At 48.9% G+C, this 17,474-nt stretch carries 15 protein-coding genes and 2 pseudogenes; 11 read left to right on the forward strand and 6 right to left on the reverse strand.

Going from position 1 to position 17,474, the window contains the following annotated elements; all coding sequences use genetic code 11:
- Positions 1 to 946 (forward strand): annotated as a pseudogene (locus tag MUA00_RS01485) (Ig-like domain-containing protein); the annotation flags it as partial.
- 316 nt (positions 947 to 1,262) lie between these two features.
- Here the strand turns inward: MUA00_RS01485 and MUA00_RS01490 are convergent.
- A pseudogene (locus MUA00_RS01490) lies at positions 1,263 to 1,705 on the reverse strand (transposase); the annotation flags it as partial.
- Between the two features lie 27 nt (positions 1,706 to 1,732).
- Between MUA00_RS01490 and MUA00_RS01495 the strand changes: the two are divergent.
- Positions 1,733 to 2,212 carry an adhesion domain-containing protein gene (locus MUA00_RS01495; protein ID WP_271121368.1) on the forward strand — a complete coding sequence of 160 codons (480 nt, stop codon included), beginning with the start codon at positions 1,733 to 1,735 and terminating at the stop codon, positions 2,210 to 2,212.
- A gap of 325 nt (positions 2,213 to 2,537) precedes the next feature.
- Positions 2,538 to 3,803 (forward strand): shufflon system plasmid conjugative transfer pilus tip adhesin PilV, encoded by a 1,266-nt coding sequence (pilV, locus tag MUA00_RS01500; protein WP_271121369.1) that lies wholly within the window; start codon positions 2,538 to 2,540, stop codon positions 3,801 to 3,803.
- Positions 3,804 to 3,909: 106 nt separating this feature from the next.
- On the opposite strand, the gene MUA00_RS01505 is transcribed toward pilV, so the two are convergent.
- Both MUA00_RS01505 and MUA00_RS01510 read right to left on the reverse strand, forming a co-directional pair.
- Positions 3,910 to 4,755 carry a prepilin peptidase gene (locus tag MUA00_RS01505; RefSeq protein ID WP_271121370.1) on the reverse strand — a complete coding sequence of 282 codons (846 nt, stop codon included), beginning with the start codon at positions 4,753 to 4,755 and terminating at the stop codon, positions 3,910 to 3,912.
- A 318-nt stretch (positions 4,756 to 5,073) separates the two neighbouring features.
- Positions 5,074 to 5,640, reverse strand: a complete 567-nt coding sequence (locus MUA00_RS01510) for a hypothetical protein (protein ID WP_271121371.1) — start codon at positions 5,638 to 5,640, stop codon at positions 5,074 to 5,076.
- 215 nt (positions 5,641 to 5,855) lie between these two features.
- Between MUA00_RS01510 and MUA00_RS01515 the strand changes: the two genes are divergently transcribed.
- The 3 genes from MUA00_RS01515 (at position 5,856) to MUA00_RS01525 (ending at position 8,493) form a co-directional block, all read left to right on the forward strand.
- Positions 5,856 to 6,296: a type III secretion system chaperone gene (locus tag MUA00_RS01515; RefSeq protein WP_271121372.1), complete on the forward strand. Its 441-nt coding sequence runs from the start codon at positions 5,856 to 5,858 to the stop codon at positions 6,294 to 6,296.
- Positions 6,297 to 6,713, forward strand: coding sequence for a CesT family type III secretion system chaperone (locus MUA00_RS01520; RefSeq protein WP_271121373.1), 417 nt, complete (start codon positions 6,297 to 6,299; stop codon positions 6,711 to 6,713).
- Between the two features lie 232 nt (positions 6,714 to 6,945).
- Positions 6,946 to 8,493 (forward strand): hypothetical protein, encoded by a 1,548-nt coding sequence (locus tag MUA00_RS01525; RefSeq protein WP_271121374.1) that lies wholly within the window; start codon positions 6,946 to 6,948, stop codon positions 8,491 to 8,493.
- Positions 8,494 to 9,034: 541 nt separating this feature from the next.
- Here the strand turns inward: MUA00_RS01525 and MUA00_RS01530 are convergent.
- The 3 genes from MUA00_RS01530 to MUA00_RS01540 form a co-directional block, all read right to left on the reverse strand.
- Entirely contained in the window at positions 9,035 to 9,223 is a 189-nt protein-coding gene (locus MUA00_RS01530) for a hypothetical protein (protein WP_271121375.1), read from the reverse strand.
- A 228-nt stretch (positions 9,224 to 9,451) separates the two neighbouring features.
- On the reverse strand, positions 9,452 to 12,700 hold the full coding sequence (locus tag MUA00_RS01535) for an inverse autotransporter beta domain-containing protein (protein WP_271121376.1): 3,249 nt from the start codon (positions 12,698 to 12,700) through the stop codon (positions 9,452 to 9,454).
- 66 nt (positions 12,701 to 12,766) lie between these two features.
- A complete protein-coding gene (locus MUA00_RS01540; RefSeq protein WP_271121377.1) occupies positions 12,767 to 13,462 on the reverse strand; it encodes a LuxR C-terminal-related transcriptional regulator in 696 nt (231 codons plus the stop codon).
- A 232-nt stretch (positions 13,463 to 13,694) separates the two neighbouring features.
- On the opposite strand from MUA00_RS01540, the gene MUA00_RS01545 reads away from it, so the two are divergent.
- Genes MUA00_RS01545 through MUA00_RS01565 form a run of 5 tightly spaced genes read left to right on the forward strand, consistent with a single transcriptional unit; the run spans position 13,695 to position 17,469 of the window.
- Complete coding sequence (locus MUA00_RS01545; protein WP_271121378.1) at positions 13,695 to 14,117, forward strand: hypothetical protein; 423 nt, start codon at positions 13,695 to 13,697, stop codon at positions 14,115 to 14,117.
- Entirely contained in the window at positions 14,114 to 15,619 is a 1,506-nt protein-coding gene (locus MUA00_RS01550) for an EscC/YscC/HrcC family type III secretion system outer membrane ring protein (protein ID WP_271121379.1), read from the forward strand. The genes MUA00_RS01545 and MUA00_RS01550 overlap by 4 nt, the downstream gene beginning before the upstream one ends.
- 6 nt (positions 15,620 to 15,625) lie before the next feature.
- Positions 15,626 to 16,849: a type III secretion system inner membrane ring subunit SctD gene (gene sctD / locus MUA00_RS01555; RefSeq protein ID WP_271121380.1), complete on the forward strand. Its 1,224-nt coding sequence runs from the start codon at positions 15,626 to 15,628 to the stop codon at positions 16,847 to 16,849.
- A gap of 10 nt (positions 16,850 to 16,859) precedes the next feature.
- Positions 16,860 to 17,117 (forward strand): EscE/YscE/SsaE family type III secretion system needle protein co-chaperone, encoded by a 258-nt coding sequence (locus MUA00_RS01560; RefSeq protein WP_271121381.1) that lies wholly within the window; start codon positions 16,860 to 16,862, stop codon positions 17,115 to 17,117.
- On the forward strand, positions 17,104 to 17,469 hold the full coding sequence (locus tag MUA00_RS01565; protein WP_271121382.1) for a hypothetical protein: 366 nt from the start codon (positions 17,104 to 17,106) through the stop codon (positions 17,467 to 17,469). The genes MUA00_RS01560 and MUA00_RS01565 overlap by 14 nt, the downstream gene beginning before the upstream one ends.
- Positions 17,470 to 17,474: the final 5 nt, after the last annotated feature.

The raw sequence follows: 17,474 nt of genomic DNA on the forward strand, positions 1-17,474 counted from the left end.
GAAGCTGAACGGCTGGAAAGGTCAGTCCGAGTCGGCGGCCTACGCTATCACCTCTTCCCAACCGGCACAGGAAACTTCCCTCATTACTACCGACAACGCTGCTTATATCTCCGGCGGCACCATGCAGATAACGGTAATGCTGAAGGATGCGGCGGGTAACGCGGTGAGCGGAGCGGCCTCTGCCCTGACCGCAGAGACGGTAACGGTGGCGAATGCAGAACAGAAGGACGGTAGCTGGAAGGACAACGGTGACGGAACATACAATGCGGCTTATACGGCGACCGTGGCGGGTACGGGACTGAAGGCAGCCCTGAAGCTGAACGGCTGGAAAGATCAGTCCGAGTCGGCGGCCTATGTCATTAAGGCTATTGTTGTGAAAGGGTTTAATGTCAACGGATATAGTTTCAAAAAAGATGACGGTTTTCCCTCTACAGGCTTTAAAGGTGCGAAATTTTCTCTTGAACTGGAAAATGGTAGTGCATCAGATTTCGCGTGGACGTCGGATACATCTTGGGTATCGGTAGGGAATGGAGGAGTAGTCACATTTACAGAAAACGGAAACTCAGACAAGGTGACTATTATTGGTACGCCAAAGAACGGCTCCGGAGAAAAAATAACCTGGAGTTTCAGTTTGAAATTTTGGTATATAAATAACGGCGAAACTTTATTGAACTGGTCTGATGCTGACGCATATTGCCGCGGCAATGCAGACTATAAATTGCCCTCAGTTGAGCAGCTTAGTCTTTCGTACAGGGGGCCGAATGCCCTTTGGAGTGAATGGGGAGATATGAGTTACTACGACGGAGCGGGCTTCGCACACGCGAATTACTGGGCTTCAGAACTACACGATACGGGATCACATATTATTGCGGGTTTGGGGCAAGGTACTCATTCCTGGGTGATGGATAGCACCCCACTCCATGTAACATGCATAAGGGCCCTCTGACATTTTTCATTTTAAGCTGTTGTAATTATCTTGTTCAATAACGAGGCCTTTTCTAAGGCCTCTGAATTGATGACGTTTTACTGAGGTCTTGAAGTAAGCTAATAATTTTATTTGTACGCGTCGCACGAGACTGAAGTATAACAAGAAAAGGGTGTCCGCTCATTTCATTCTTGATGATTAGGAAACTCAATCGCCTCCTTTTGAGTTTCCTAAATCATGAACCGTAGCGGATGACACATCGCTGGGTGAGGGGTACAGCGTAAGGTTATATGTAAAAACAATAACTTTAGCGCATTTTTAATCTAAAACCCATTTTTCAGGCGCACTGATCCAGATATGGGTCTGAAGCCATCGTTTTTTCGCTGTCCGATGCAGCCTGTCAGACAATAGTTTGGTGGCGTACTCACCTGCCACTGCGCCGGCAAAATGCAGCCAGCCTTTGCAGAGGATGCGCTGGTACGGAGCTGTGCCCTGGAAGCCTTTCCTCAGCACCGCGAAACCTGGCCGTTTCGGTTTTCCCCTTACCGTCATCTCCAACGCGTTATACACCTTCGGCAGCAGCGAACCCCGTTTGCGATTGGCCAAAAAATCATAGTACCGCACCATTTTAAAATGCCGCGCCGGGATATGGCTGACGTAACGCTGCAGCATCTCCTCCTGGCTGATTTTCTGGCGTTTGTGCTGCTGCGTGCGGTGATCGTAATACTGATGCACCACGGCACCGCTGCGGTAATGCCGCAGTTGAGAGGCCACTGCGGGAAACGGAGGCATGGATAACGGTGGCGAATGCAGAGCAGAAGGACGATAACTCAGCCTGGCGGAATTGGCGTTAAAACTCTATTGAAGTTCTCTGCTCAGGAAATTAATGCTGAAACGGATGTGATTTTTACTGTCAAAACAAGTGCTGACACAGATAAAGCGCAAATGTGGGGCCATATGAGCGACAGTATAACAATTATTGGTGTTAGAATTGGTCGCCCTTTGCTGGGCAATGAAGCTGATGGTAAAGATGAAAGCAGAGAAAAGTGGCTTTATGACACAACGCAGGTATCGTTTGCTGCTTGTACGGCTGTTGGTGGTACGTCGATTTCTTTGGACGATGCTGCAAAAATAATTTCCGTTCCCCGAACATTAACTTCTTTATTGAAAGATTATGGCTATCCTGTGGCAGCTGATTATTGGGTCGGCAATGATACTGTGGATGTTCAGAAAACAAAGGCAACTTCAATAGATGGAAATCATATTTATGATAGTAGTGAGGGGTAGTCCATTACAGAGCTTGTTTGAAATATAAATTTCGGTTAATGCCCCTCATCCCTGTATCCTATGCTGGGATGGGAGGTGGTTAGAAATAGCAATGGGCCTGAAATGCAATAATCTATATCAGCGTAACTTGTTATGAATAAACCAAACCCTGTCCAATACTGATTAAATTTAGATGCCAAAATGCATTCTCCTGAAGCAAATGCTAGTTTCTTTTCGATATAAACAATTTATGTTGTAAAGTACGCTGGTGTTTTGATTCTGAAGATACAATGATGCGCAGGGAAGGTCATTTTCCCATCTATTAATACGCGCAGGAAGTATAAAAATGAAAAGAAAACAGTCTGGTTTTACAATACTGGAAATGATTGTGGTGCTGATGGTGATGGTAGCCGCCATCTCCGCAGGCTCGGCTTATATGAAGAAAAATGCAGATAACAACCTGAATCAGACTGCTGCGGCCAATCTGCAGAAGCTGGCTCAGGCCGTAAAATGGTATGCAAAAGATAATTATGCCACGCTAAAAAGTGCGGGAGAAACTACCCTTTCGATTGCGGATTTGATTGATAACAAATATCTGGAAGAGGGATTTTCAAAGGTCAACAGCTATGGGCAGAGATACACAATCAGTATCCAGCCGGATGCTAAAAATAGCGAGTTGCTACAGTTACGGATTATTACCGAAAATGGATCGGTGATCGCTACCGAGAATATGAAGAAAATAGCTGGCATGGCGGGTAGTGATGCCGGCTATGCCACGACGACCAATACCATTACGGGAAATCAGCAGGGATGGAGTTTAGGCGGGCAGGAGATAATGAAAGGGCATCTGGCATCGGTGAGCTATGTCTCAGGGAAAGATATCGTTAGTGCTGAATCTTTCCTTCGCAGGGATAAATTCGACGGTCATCCAGAATGGAATCAGATGAATACTGATTTAACCATGACTAAAAGTAGCAGCATTATTGCAGAAAGCGATAAAGGCAACGCTGTACTCGACGGCCAGCAGCTAGTTTTTAACGATCTTGATACCAATTATACTGCATCACTAAGTGATAAAACGTTGACCTTCAATAATTCTGGCGCTACCGGTTCTTTATCCAGTGACGAGCTATACCTTGCGAAAGGAAGCAATAAGACATCAGTCGCTGATAACCAAATTTCTGTTACCGATGGTCGCAATACAACGACGATTAAAAGCGATAGCATCACGACAAAAAATGTGACTGCGGATGGTACTATTCAGGGGGAGACGATTATTGGTGATCAAATGATATCTCGTTCATACGAAACCAGTACCTCAACATCGAAGGACCCTGGGGGCAGATTGCGTAACAGCATTGGTATGTTTTCAGAAGCCACGCCAAACTACCTTAAAATACCCTTTATTCATACCGATTATTACTGGAGCCATTCTTCAGCTGATACAATCGCGAATGATGCAGGCCTTATAGCGAAAAGAATGATTGGTTGCAATACTAATGACTTAACTACGCAGGGGCGGATGGTAATGGTTGGTTCTAACACCGTAGGCCATAAAGTTGTACTAATTTGTAGTGAGAGTTCTTTTAAGCTTGTCCAATATTTAGATTAGTTATTATTACCCTGGCCCTGTCCTGGCGTCAGGGTATATATCTTTAAGCAACTTCTTTTAAAATTAATATTTATCCCAATTAACGGATGGAATCCGGTAGCTTACGTTATGGCAAGGGCGTTATTAATGTAAAAGAAGGCGTCAGTGTATAAAGCCAGCCGGTAAACAGAGGCTGTAGAGCTGGTGTCAGACTCATTAGCCAGATACCCGCGCCAGCGATTAGCGCCGGGCCAAATGGCAGTAGCCTGTTTTTTTTCGGATTAGAGATGGCTAAAAAAGCCACCAGCATCAACAACGAAGCAATCAACGCAACGCCATTAACACTCTCGACTCCCAGCCAGGCGCCTAGCGCCGCAAACAGCTTCAGATCGCCTCCGCCCATTCCTTCCTGTTTTTTCAACCAACGGTACAATATCTGGAGCATCCAGAGCGAAAGATAACCTGATACCGCGCCGTAGAGGGCTGAATGGAGGCTCACCAGTCCAAAGGGCGTGGCATTAAGCAGCAGTCCGCTCCACACCAGGGGGAGTGTCAGAGCATCCGGCAGCAGCATATGCTGGTAATCAATCACTGCCAGGGCAAGCAGCAGGCTGGCAAAAAGGCAAAGTGCCAGCGTCGTCACCGGCGAAGGCCACTGCCAGGCAATCAGCGTAAAAAGTCCACCATGCAGTAATTCGACCAGCGGATAGCGCAGCGCAATGCCCACTTTACAGTGTGGGCAGCGTCCGCGCAGCCACAGCCAACTGACTACCGGGATCAACTGTAGTGGACCCAGTGCACAGCGGCAGTAAGGGCAGTGTGAACGCGGTCGGGCCAGAGAGAAATCTGCAGGGAGTTCGGCAAAGCGTTCCGGCTGCTGTTCGCGAAGCAGCATAATGGGCAGACGATAAATTACAACATTAATAAAGCTGCCAATGCAGAGCCCCGTAATGGCAAAAATAAGGAGTAACACGGCAATACCTAATAAATAGAGAAAAAACGAAAGGCTATTTCCCTGTCGTCAGGACCTATTTATCAACACGCGAACCCGACTGAATCAGTGCCCTTGTCTTTCCGGTCTGACGACCGGAAAGTCCTCCATGTTTAAAAATCAGCGATAGCAAACGAGGAGACGATCGGTGTTATCACAGGCGTTTTGCGCGCATTATGGGATCCATGTGGGGCAGGACAGCGAAGGGTGCTGGTGGTTAAGCTATACGCCGCCGCTGGTGCCGTGGATCCTGCTTTATGTTGCGTGTCAGTTGGGGGCGTATCCATTACTAAGAATTCATCAGGGCTGTTCTAAGGCATCGGAGGAACTTCTGGAGCCGGAATAACGGGAAATTTGACGGTGACAATAGGCCGCCGCCCCGGTAAACGCCCCGTTAATCGCACCTGACAACCCGGATACAATCGCTATGGTTGTGCTACCACTATTCACTGCAATAGGGATCAGATTGATAACGATACCGAGCTTAGCTCCCGCCATTAATCCACTCCCGGCGCCGAGGGCTACCTTCGACTCTTCTCCGGTTACATATTCTGCCAGCTGTGCACCCGCGTAACATCCGCAGACGGCACCGTTTATGCCGTTGTAGATCAGCGGCGTCCAGTCGCCCACGTAACGGGAAAGAACGAATCCTCCCGCGCCCATAACGCCTCCTGCTACGAGCGAGCTGGCAAGCAGCCCTCCGGTATTTATAGGGGGCCTGTTGTACTGACCCTGCTGCAGGTCTCGTGCTACCCGCTTGCTGTTTAAATCCCCAGAGGAGAGACCCGTATTTTCCGGGCTTTCTACGTCAACGATACAATGAGAAGATGGGCGCTCGATGCTCTGATATGAATGATTTGGATCCATTAGTCTTTCCTTTTCAGATTTAGAATCTACATTATTCTCTGTTTCTGGCCGTTAAAAAATAGAGGGTAATTCCCCTTAATTATTTATTAAGGGGGATATTTGATCCCCCCTGGATTCCGCCGTCGGCGTAGCCTTGTCAGACCGGGACTTACGACGCCATAATTATTTTGAACGCTTGATTTAAGTACTGGCATTATAAATAAAGGACAAAAGTTATGAATCCAGTCATTGATTCCATTCTGCAACAAATATCCGTTGCGCTTAATTCAGAATTAACCAGAGAAGAGGATCACGCATGGATTATTCCCTCTGCTGCACCTGAACTATTGCTGACGCTTATCTGGAATGAAGACGGGCCACAGGATGAGCTGATTATCTCTCTGGCCATTGGGCGAGTGGACGACACGCAGCCATCGCCTCTTGCAATGGAGTTGTTAACGGCCAATCTGGGGATGGCGGTATTAAACGGCCCCAGGCTTGGTTATTCCCCTTCCAGCCAGCTTATTACCCTGCTGGACTCCGTGGCTTGCCGCTATGGCGATGAGGTTGCCCTTGGTGAAATGGTTGCATCGCTGGTGGCCGCCGGGGTCAATATTCGCCAGAAAGTGCTGGAGGTCGGGTACAGGCTGTTCAGCGATTACCCGGAGGAACACTAAATGACGAATGAAGAGCTGTTGCTGCTGTTCGGTGAATATGTGGGTATCCGTCATTTGCGGTTCGATATCAGCCGCTCGTGTCAGCTGCAAATTGGCAGTGATTTTTTGGTGATGATTAATGAAATCAGTGAAGAAAGGCTGCTGCTTAATGCCGTGGTTGGGAAAATCACGCCGCAGGGAGCAGAACAATCGGCATTAACCATTTTGAGTATGAATATGCTCTTCGCCCATGTGGAAGGCCCCTACGTTACCTTCGATCCGCATCAAAATATTTTAATGCTAAGCCGACCGCTGGAAACTATCGGATTGGATGCTATGGCGATGGAAGAGAGTATCCGCTATCTGCTACAGAATGTAGAGCATATACGGGGAGCGTTAGAGGAAAAAGAGGTGGCGCTGAAGATAGATATAAGCTGAATATACGCCTCCACCATAAAGCAATATCAGGTAATGTACCTGGTTAGCGTGTGTGTGGGGGGATTATCCCAGATAGCATATCAGGCATGTATAGCATATCGAGCAGGTGGGTTTATGAGTAGGTTTGTTTCTCTCCTTTTCAAGGGTGGGGCTGGCGCATTTTAAATGGGAATGCGCAACTGGTTGAGACTATATAGCGAAAGTTAAATGTAAAATATAAGAGGTACATGTTATGTCTAGTATAACTGCAAGTGATTTTACTCGTAATATCGGGATATACAAACATTCGGAGTCTATAGAATGCAAACAGCCGCAATCAGGCCGCGATGCTAAACGCTTAGCTAAAGAAATTAATAAAGAGGGGTTAGCCGCCATTAAAGCAACCGCAAAATTTCTGCGCCGTGATAGATTGCAAACCGATAAAGTAATGTCGCCAAGTGTTGGCGGTCTTCGTGAGAAGACTCCACTGTTTAGCACTGTTTCAGACAAACTTCCTGAAGGTAAGGAGGTGATAACGCAAGTTACAATAAATAAGAAAGGCGAAGAAGAAAAAGTTTTAGTTAGTGTAAGAGGAGTTAAGTCAGAAAATACAGGAAAACAATTGTCTATGGCGCCCCTGGTCGGTATGTGCATCGGTTCCGACCAGGAGAGGAATTCCGTAGAGCAGGGAGTACAGATTAACGAGGGAGCGTTTTGCCAGGCTCATTCTGAATTACTGAGTAAGCGCCAGACGAAAATCCAATCCCTGGAAGACGAGATAAAGAAGCTTCATAACGCCCTTGATACTGCACAGAGCAAACAGGCTGTTGCCGATAAGCAGAGTACGGACGAGTATAGCAGTCTGATTAATGATCTGAAGAACCAAATAAAGCTTGGTAATAAGGAAAAAGAACGCATTGAAGAACAAGTTAAACAACAAGTAGCCCAAGCCGAAGGGCTGACTGCTGAGAATGCAACTTTGGAGGTAACCGCAAAGACTCTGGCCAACGACGGAAAACGCAGCTATGGATGGGCAATTGCTTTATCTGGCGTCACTGCCGGCATCGCTGCTCTCATCACCGCGCTTGGAGCTTCCGGTATTATCTCCGGAGATAGCCAGGCCGATAAAGCTGATGATGCAATAAACACCTCCGAACAAGATCTGGATACGGCAACTAATAATGTGGAAGCCGCACAGACAGAGGTCGTAAATGCCGAAAATGCGGATTATGACACTGCAGGCGTAACCGCAGGAAATACGGCTATTACGGAGCAAATAGATCAGGACCGGCGCGATTATCTTAACGCGCAGGGCTCTGGGGATACGGATAAAATGGCTGAAATAGCCGGGCGTTATGGTGTTATGCCAGATGGTAGTACACCTAATTTTAATCTGAATGGTTTGAACGCCTCCGGTGAGGAGTATATGACCGATTATTACAATGAAGGATATGAAAGTGGCGTAACAGAAGCCCGAAATGAGGCTGTGACGGCGGCAAAGAGTATGCTTGCAGAGGCCAAAACCTCAAAAACGCATGCCCAGACAGCTCTTGACAACGCTGGAGCTAGTAAAAATAATGCTAAGGAGACAAAAGAAAAGGGGGTAGAAACGCTGGCCGTTGGGCTACCAGTAGCGCTGGCCGTCGGAGGTTTATTAACGGCAATTAATGCGTTACACGTTCGTCGGAAAAACACAGCAATTGTCGATAATATGAAAGCGGTGGACAAGAAAGAGTACGAGAATGTTCGACCGGTTGCTGATGCTGGTATCAGAGATTATTTAAAAGTATTCAGCCGATAAAATCAGCGCGAAAGAAACCTAATGCCGACCACTTAAGGAATAAAGCCCGAGGATTCGGGCTTTAAATGAAGGAAAACAGGGCTGGAAGCCTGATTTTTTCGTTTTTTCTTTAAGCATACTTATGATTTTATAGTCATTAAAATGCTTAACTGACCGGCATTACGAAAGAAACCTGCTTTTAGCCATTATTCGCTTCTGCAGCCGACTACCTTCGACTTTTTGCCTGGCTCACACCTGCGTAGCACGCAGACGATGCCGCTCATGCCCTTGTTGTAGAGTAACTGCGTCCAGAGGCATGGCCCACGGGAGTCTTCGCCACGTTCAAAGAGGTGTACGATACAGTGCTGTCGTCCTTGCTGATATCTGAAGTCTCTGATGCAGGTCACTGAATGGCAAATCTGGATACGCTGCGTCCTATGGTTTACCCGCAGGTGCACCATCTATATGGTACGTAATTGCCTGAAATACGTGTCATGGAAAGGTTACAAAGCTTGTCACCCACGGGTTGAAAATAGTGTGTGCCAGGCTCCGACAGAAGAAGCTACATTGATAGCGTTGGATAAGTTTGCAGACGTTCGGGATGATAAATACCCGTAAACCAGTGAAAGCTGGCGTATGTACCGGGGAACTCCCATTCTTCAGCTATCTGGCTGATATCCTTAAAGCTATTCACACCATAAATGTTATCAAGCTGCTTAAAGGCATGAATCGGCAGGTGATAAAGAGTCATAAGGTGTTCACGACGCACAACTCCATACGTGAAGTGACTTATTTGGCAATCAAAGGCTCAAAAAAATAGAATATGCCAACCCAGAACAAGGGCTGGGAGTATTACTGAGTTGGTGGCCGCCTGAACGATCGCTTTTAATACAGAAATGTTTACACAGAATTAATTACAGTCTGAAGTAAATCCCCGTCTGTGAGAGGCGGGGATGATAAGTGTTTAACTGATGTGGATTTATTTACATACTGCCCAAGCCTGACCGTCCGCTATTGTTATATTGTCATGCGAGGTACCTTCGTTAACGCCACCAAAATAGAATAGTGTTGCCGTATTGCCTGCTGCAGAACCGCTTATCCACACAGGTAAACCACCATAACCATCTTTCCTGTTAAGCTCGGTACTATATTTGAAGAAATTGCCCCATACGTTATAGATGCTCTTCATTTCGCTTTCATTATCCACAGCGGTTGCTGAACGACAGCCTGCCGCACTGGCATTGATATTGGCGTAGTAGAAGACAGCCCCATCTGGTAAGTAATACCACTGCCCCGAATTCTCGACACGGAAGGATGTGGAGCGCGTTTCCAGGCCGCTGGCCTCTGCCGTCAGGGTCACGTCTCCCCCTACATTGTCATTCAGGGTAATGATGTGCTCCCAATTATCGCTACCCGATACAGGAAGCTCTGATGAGCTGCTGGTCCAGGTATAGCGCACGATATTGCTGGTACTACCGGTTGCGGTAACTTTGATCTCCCCACCTTTAATCCTCACCCCACCAAATTCATTCCCTGTTTTAGGAGTTGACGTTCCCAGAGTTTGATACTGGTTAATTGTGGGCGGAGCCAGAAACGTAATCGACTTTGTGGCACATTTGTTGCTGTCAGTGGCGCTACAGATTTTTATCGTCCGGTCACCTTCTGCGGCATTGCCATCCAGAGTCAATGTCGCTTCAAGCTTCCCGCTACTGTCCGTTTTTGTCTCTGCTGGGGACGAACAGTCAGAGCAGTTGCTGATATCCCAGATCAATTGCTCATCAGGAATGGCTGCGCCACTGGAATCGTTTACCTCAACGGAGAGCGCAGCACTTCTGTCAGTCCATTGGTAGTGTGGCTGTGCGTCTGAGAATGTGATGGAGCCAATTTCCTGAGCTGCTGAGGTAAAGCTAACGTTAGCGGTTCTTTTGGCTACCACATGGCCTGTTTCATCGGTGAGTTCAGCGATAATGTTGACGGGACCTTCTAGATTACTGGTTATAGAAGTGGAGACATTGCCATCGCTATTGGTCTGCAGCGTCGCGTCTTTAGTTGTTCCATCAGGATATTCAAACGTCCATTTTACATTGTAACCGTTCAATGCATTGCCATTATTGGTGGCTCTTGTGATTAAGGCTATGGCATCCAGGCCATCGGCTTTAGCTGAATTTTTGTCGGATGTGATTGTATCCAGATTATATTCGCTGGTGAACTCAGCCGCCTGGCTTGTCGTCTCGGCTACCTTTGTGCCGCCGGCATTGATTAGCGTGGCCGTGAGATTGACTCCCCCTGCCACCGTGCTGGTTAACCTGACTTGCGCCTGACCATTCGCATCAAGAGGGGTTTCAGCTGTGCTGAGATCGCCCGCACCGCGATTACTCCAATGAATAGTATATTCATTCAGCTTAATGTCGGTATTTTGAGCTGGAACGGCCGCTTTTAACGTATAGGTGACAGGCGTCGATCCATCCGCGGGGGCGCTGGTAATGTCCGGTGTCAGACTGGTGATAGTCACATCCGGCGCTGCCGACTGCTCAACGCGAATCAGGGTTGAAGCCGTATTAGAGGCGTTGCCCCGGGTGTCGTAAGCGATGGCCGATATTGAATAATCACCCGCGCGGGAAGGAAGCGTTATCTGATACTGCATATTATTTACTTGCTGTATGCTTCCGCCCGCTGCAATCAGGTTTGCGTCATCCCACTGAAGTCGGGACAAGCCATGCTTTGCTTTTACCGTCGCGATAAGGGTCTGCTGTGCACTGGCATTACCGTGTAGGCTGGCAGGCAGAGAAAGCTTAATGACGTCCATTTTTTTATATTGCATAACCATATTGTTATTACGGTTAACAAATTCCAGACGAGACCCGTTAAGCGTTCGGAGTGAGTCTACGGCATCCGGGGATATTTGCTGCTGCCATGGCACCCCGAACAGGTAGTTGAATTGTAAGTTAAAAAGCGTGTCATTGGCGCCGTCTTTGCCTTGCTTATAATCCAGGCCCGCCGTAACCAGTGGGACAGGGGTATAGTTCACGCCTGCGGTGACCGCAAAAGGATCGCTTTGCAGTTTATCTTTCCCAAACAGGCCAACGTTATCGCCGAAATATTGTTCGTAGCTGAGTTTTGCTCCGAGTTGCGGCCAGTCTGGCAGATAACCTTCACCGCGAAGATCGAAACCGGAGGCGGCTTTTTCTTCGTAGTCTTCCAGCGTTTTTGATTCTTTCCAGCCCGTTAAGCCAATATAAGCATTACCGGCCAGCTTAAGGTAATCACGCCAGTATTCGGTGCCCAGGCCCAGGCGGGTGTGGTTATTGCGCATTTCCTGATCGATGAAGGCGTTATAGCCAAGCATTTGCTGGCCGCCGAACCAGCGCTGGCCCAGTCCCATATTGAACGTGGTGTAATCGTCTTTATCGTGTATGCCAAGCTGGGTGAAGATCAGGCTTTTCCCTGTATCATAGAGAGGCAGTAACAAATCTGCATTGCTGCCGTCAAGATGCCCCTGGTCATTAACGTTCAGCTGGATCCTTGCGTGACCAAACTGCGCAAGCCACGCTTCAACGCTACTGCTGGTCGCTTGAGTCGCGCTATTTAGCGCCAGCGCCTTTGCCGCTTCGCCGCTGTTACTGCTATTAGCGATGTTGCCGGTTTGCGTTAGCCATTTTGCCACCTCCTTGTCCTGCTGCTGTGTATTATCTGCAGGAGACGTGTCGGCAACGGCATTCCGATGAGCGAGCGCAGGTGCTGGTGTGGCAAGAGCTGCCGCCAGTTCCGCCTCACTCATTTCGCTCAGGGTATGGTTGGCCAGATTGTAACAATCAAGCATCGCCTGCTCGGCTTCCTGTGGTGAGGTCCAGCGCGGTATCATCAGCCAGTCGCCAACCTTAAGCCGATAAAAATCAGCATCGTGCGGATACTGAATGCGATTAATTTCGCGTAACGTAAGCAGGCTAATATGGCTTTTTTGGGCCACCTGTTTGAGGGTATCGTAATTCGTCAGCGTATAACCGATTTTAAAGTGATTGCGGGATATATAGTTTGATTCGACTACCGCGCGCTGCTCAGGCGTTAAGGAGGCCATGGTGCGGAGTTCATGGCGGTTGGGAGAGGCTGCCATTGCCGGAGTAAAGGCCAGCATAACGGGAGTCGCCGTTTGCAGCAGCAGCAGCTGGAGGCAGGCAACAATCCGGGCCTTACGGAATACCTGCCGGGTCTGAGTGACTTTTATTTTCATCGCACTATTCCATTTTTAAATTTAATTATTTCAATGATGTATGTTTAACGCTTGGGTAAGACGACCCTAGGCGAGATTTAAACGGTTGGCCCACTTAATCAAATCAACAATATTGTGAGCATCTAATTTCTTCATCATATTCAGTCGGTGACTTTCTACCGTTTTCGGGCTGATGACTAATTTATTGGCTATCTCCTTATTTTTTAATCCCTGCGTTATTAATGTGAGGATTTGCCTTTCTCGTGCTGATAGTTTTGGCGTAGATAATGGATTCGCCATGAAATCCATTTTCAGCGCGTCGTGGCTCATTTTTCTGGATGCGGGTGCTAACACGGCATCCATAAAGGTTGTACCCCGGCTTACCGCCTGTATAGCCAAAAATAAAGTATTAGGTGGGGAATGTTTTAATACCAGTCCGTGAATTCCCAGGGTGATATATTCGTTCAGTCTGAACTGACTATTCTCATGGAAGAAAATAATGAATTTTAACTGGGGGTTATAACGCAGAAGCTGTTTAATGAGTTCGTAGCCATCAATGCCAGAAAGATCGGGATCAATGATTATCAGATTTGGTGATGATTTTTTGCATAATATCAATGCATTATGTCCATCGGTACATTGTCCGACGACATTCAGATAGGGATGGTTGGTTAATAGTTTGTTAATGGCGAAGGCAACGATCGTCGTCTTATCAATTACAAAAATCCGACTAACGGGGCTTTCATTACAAAAGTTCGATTTGGTAAGTCGATAAGCCACCATTTTTGGAAAACATCCTTAAGGTTAATTAAAAGACTATTTACTCAGGTAAGAGTGAATAACTTAACTTTTAGTTTGTTGATTGAGTTATCAAAAAAAGAAGGTATTTTTGTTTTTTGAAAAAAATAACCAGATGGCGGCTGGTTGGGGGGTTTTCCTGCTTGACGGAAAGAAACTGACGACTCAAAAGTTAAAGGAAATGGGTGAAGCACCTTATGCTGAGTGGTTGTGAAACATGATAAATACTGTTTCGACAAATGGTTCTTCATTGTCGGGTAGTTGGCAAATGATTAATGCATTATTTGAAATGCCTGAGTTGATGATTGAAGGTAATGAAAAGCAGTACTGGAATTTGCGAGCCAATGGTTACTGTGGTCGTTTTTATTCGGCCTGTGGCGGGCCAGCACTATTCTCAATAATGCTACCTTTTGTTGCAAAAGAGAGTATTTCATCTCTGTTGTGCTGGAATAAACAACTGGCGGGTGGAGAAGGGGGGGGGGAATGCGCACTGCTTTATCACACACAGCAGTGGTGGCTGGCGCAGCAGTTTATGGTAATACCTGCTGACATGGCGCAAAGCATTCGCTGGCAGCTTAAGCTCGCTGACTGCATGTTGTTACTTAACCGGCAAAAGCTGCGTGAAGGGGGGCGACGTTGAAGCTGCGTTTATCTGGTGCGTTATTACTTGCCTGCCTTATTCCTCTTCAGCAAGGGTATGGCGCGGAGCCGCGCTGGCAGGGGGAGCCGTTCTTTATCCATACTCGCGGGATGCCTGCCAACGCGTTGCTACGCGATCTGGGTGCAAATTACCATGTCCCCGTGATTGTGAGTGACCTGGTGAACGATGTGTTCGTTGGCGAAATCAATGGTGATGGGCCTCAGCAAAGCCTGGCCCGGCTTGAGCGCCTGTTTAATCTGGTTTCATGGTATGACGGGCAGGCGCTGCACGTCTATAAGGCCCGCGAGGTCGCATCCACCGTCGTGACGTCACAATATTTACAGCCTCAGGCACTGCGCAGTTACCTGAACCAGAGTGGAGTGCTTTCCGACGCCGGATGTCGGCTGCGTCAGGTCGCCGATTTTCAGGCGTTTGAAGTTCAGGGGGTGCCCGCCTGTATTCAGCGGGTCAGTCAGTTGGTGCAGGAGGTCGACAGCAAAGCACGCATTCGCGCCACCAATACTGAGGCGTTACGAGTGATCCCACTACGTTTTGCCTCCGCTTCCGATATTACTTACCAGTATCGGGAACAGCAGGTAGTGGTGCCTGGCGTCGTGTCGGTCCTTAACCAGATGCGCAGCGGGAAAACGCTGCCAGTTGGGGACGATAAGGGCATTGAGACACGAGAATCCATTACGACTCAGTTCTCGGCCGATCCCAGCCAGAATGCGGTCATTGTGCGGGCCAGGGAGCTGGATATTCCACTTTACCAGCAACTCATTGCTCAGCTTGATAAGCGCCAGCATCAGATTGAAATATCCGTCGCCATCATTGATGTGGACATCGGTAACCTCAGGCAGCTTGGCCTGGACTGGGGCGGCACCGTTGGCGGCGGCGGTTTCAGCGTTGGGTTTAATTCAGGTATCAGCGGCGACAGCAGTAACTATATGAGCAGCGTGGTTAGTGATTCCTCGGACTTTATGGCGCGCGTCAGCGCATTGCAGCAAAACTCGAAGGCCAGAGTGCTCTCCCAGCCCTCGGTGGTAACCCAAAATAATGTACAGGCGATTCTGGACAAGAATGTCACCTTTTATACCAAGCTTGAGGGAGAAAATGTCGCCAAGCTGGAGTCGGTGACCTCAGGCACGCTGATGCGGGTAACGCCCCGTATTGTTGAAGATAGTCAGGGACGCGGCATTATCCAGCAGATCATGCTGCAACTGAACATTCAGGATGGTCAACAATCCGGCGTCACCAGCCAAACTGAGCCGCTGCCCCAGGTTCAGAATTCAGAAATCACCACTCAGGCCACGTTAAACCCCGGCCAGAGCCTGCTGCTTGGCGGGTTCGTCCAGGATAAGCAGATTGAGTCGAAACGTGGCATACCTTTGCTGGGCGATATCCCGCTATTGGGCGAATTATTTAGCACGACGCATCATGAAACCCATAGCGTGGTACGTCTGTTCCTTATTAAGGCGCAGCCAATTTCACTGGGTGGATAACGGTTGATGAAATTAACGCTGAAGTTATTAAACGGCCCGATGCAAGGGCGTAGCCTGCGTCTGCCAGAAGGGGGGATCACTATCGGCTTAGGGGATACCGATCTTCAACTGCCATTAGAAGGAGAATTTTCCCGCGTCACGCTGCGGGTTACGGCGGAAGCCTGCGTTCAGCTACTGGAGCCGGCCCCTTGCTGGGTCGAAGGTCGAAAGTTACAGGACAGGCGGTTACCTCCGGGCAAAATTATCGATCTGGCTGGCGTGGCTTTTGTCCTGCTGACTGAAGGAGAAACATTCACTTCTCGACGCATCCCTGAACGCCTGGTGCCGGGGCGATGGCAGTTCACACGTATGCAGCGACGTATTGCGACAGGGGTGGGGTTGGTATTGCTGATGTTGGCGAGCGGTATAGCGTTTTATTACTGGCAACATCAGGAGAGTGAGGCGGAAAAGGTTAGCCGGTTGGGCGTACAGCGCTGGCTGGTGGAGCAGCATCGTCGTGACGATCTGAAAAGGCTGGGATTCGAGTGGCTGCAGGATGGCACGCTACGCGTCTATGGCCAGTGCCCGCGGCAGCAGGTACTAACGGAGGTATTGCAGCAATTACGTATCGCAGGCGTGTTCTGGCGACTGGAGACACAGTGCCAGGATCAGTTGCTGGATGAGATCCGACAGTTGCTTGAGCAGAGCGGCTACCGGGACGTTGAGGTCATCGACGGACGCTATCCTGGCGAAGCGAGGATCTGCGGAGATATCCAGGCCGATGCGCGCTGGCAGAAGGTGGTTAAGCAGTTGGCCGAGATGGAAGGGTTAAAACGCTGGGACGTTAGCGGACGTTCCGCAACCCAGGGACGCGGGCTGCTTGAGGCAGTGCGCAAGGCTGGCGCTTTGGGACAAATAAGTCTGGAAAAACAGGGGCATCGCTTGATTATCAGCGGCCTCCTCAGCGCTGAACAACATACTAAGCTGGCCGACGCTTTGCGGCCCTTCAGGCTGGAAACGATTTTTCAGCAGATCCCTCCGCGCGGTACGGCCGATAGCACCCTGTTTCCGCAACCGGTGGTGAGTATTGGCGGCAACCGGCGTAATGCCTGGCTGGTGCTGGCGGATGGGCGTCGCCTGCAGGTAGGTACAACGTTGAATAATGAGTATGAAATTGTCCATATCGATCCGGCATCAGGTATTGATTTGTTCCGGCGAGGCAGTCTGCTGCATTTGCCCATGACGTTTTAAGGAGAATGCGTTGCCATCCATTACCTCACTTGAACTCATGCTACGCCATCCGGACAGCAGGCGTAACGCCCGGAACCTGTGTCGGCTACTGCAGCGACGCAGTGAACGCTTGCGTCAGCACTGTCGCCAGCCGATGGAGCCGGAGCGCTATCAGCAGTGTTTGCAGGCGGCGGTGGCGTGCGATGCGGCACGGGAAACGATCGTCATTCTCTACCGCCGTTACCACAATCAGACGATGGAAGGAGAAAATGATAATGACGACACCTGAAGAATTTCAGCTATTTATCCAGCAGATGCAGCGTGATACGGCACGGCTGGATCGTCAGGCCTGCGCTTTTGAGGCGCTAAAGAAAACGCTGGAGGAGCTGAAAGAAGCCGCCCCCCACGATCCGGAGGCGGCTCGGCGGCTGGAGCAGGTGAATGCACTTCACCAGGACGCCAATTTTCAGACACTTTATGCTCAGGCCGAGCGGGATCTGCGGATGCTTAACGGTTGGCTGGCGCGTGCTAACCGCCAGGCTGCGCAGGCTGAACGTACCGCGACAGTTCCGCAGTCTGCGGAGAAAGTAGGGCCCGGAAAGCAAAAAAGCGGGCGACGTAAGAAACATAATTTTGTTTGAGGTGA

The sequence above is a fragment of the Dryocola boscaweniae genome (assembly GCF_025215095.1).
Classification (GTDB): domain Bacteria; phylum Pseudomonadota; class Gammaproteobacteria; order Enterobacterales; family Enterobacteriaceae; genus Dryocola; species Dryocola boscaweniae.

What these genes read in the sequence shown, in the direction of transcription:
- MUA00_RS01495 (WP_271121368.1), top strand. Translation starts at nt 1,733, where the DNA reads ATGCAGAGCAGAAGGACGATAACTCAGCCTGGCGGAATTGGCGTTAAA.
- pilV (WP_271121369.1), top strand. Translation starts at nt 2,538, where the DNA reads ATGAAAAGAAAACAGTCTGGTTTTACAATACTGGAAATGATTGTGGTG.
- MUA00_RS01510 (WP_271121371.1), bottom strand. Translation starts at nt 5,640, where the DNA reads ATGGATCCAAATCATTCATATCAGAGCATCGAGCGCCCATCTTCTCAT.
- MUA00_RS01515 (WP_271121372.1), top strand. Translation starts at nt 5,856, where the DNA reads ATGAATCCAGTCATTGATTCCATTCTGCAACAAATATCCGTTGCGCTT.
- MUA00_RS01520 (WP_271121373.1), top strand. Translation starts at nt 6,297, where the DNA reads ATGACGAATGAAGAGCTGTTGCTGCTGTTCGGTGAATATGTGGGTATC.
- MUA00_RS01525 (WP_271121374.1), top strand. Translation starts at nt 6,946, where the DNA reads ATGTCTAGTATAACTGCAAGTGATTTTACTCGTAATATCGGGATATAC.
- MUA00_RS01530 (WP_271121375.1), bottom strand. Translation starts at nt 9,223, where the DNA reads ATGACTCTTTATCACCTGCCGATTCATGCCTTTAAGCAGCTTGATAAC.
- MUA00_RS01535 (WP_271121376.1), bottom strand. Translation starts at nt 12,700, where the DNA reads ATGAAAATAAAAGTCACTCAGACCCGGCAGGTATTCCGTAAGGCCCGG.
- MUA00_RS01540 (WP_271121377.1), bottom strand. Translation starts at nt 13,462, where the DNA reads ATGGTGGCTTATCGACTTACCAAATCGAACTTTTGTAATGAAAGCCCC.
- MUA00_RS01545 (WP_271121378.1), top strand. Translation starts at nt 13,695, where the DNA reads ATGATAAATACTGTTTCGACAAATGGTTCTTCATTGTCGGGTAGTTGG.
- sctD (WP_271121380.1), top strand. Translation starts at nt 15,626, where the DNA reads ATGAAATTAACGCTGAAGTTATTAAACGGCCCGATGCAAGGGCGTAGC.
- MUA00_RS01565 (WP_271121382.1), top strand. Translation starts at nt 17,104, where the DNA reads ATGACGACACCTGAAGAATTTCAGCTATTTATCCAGCAGATGCAGCGT.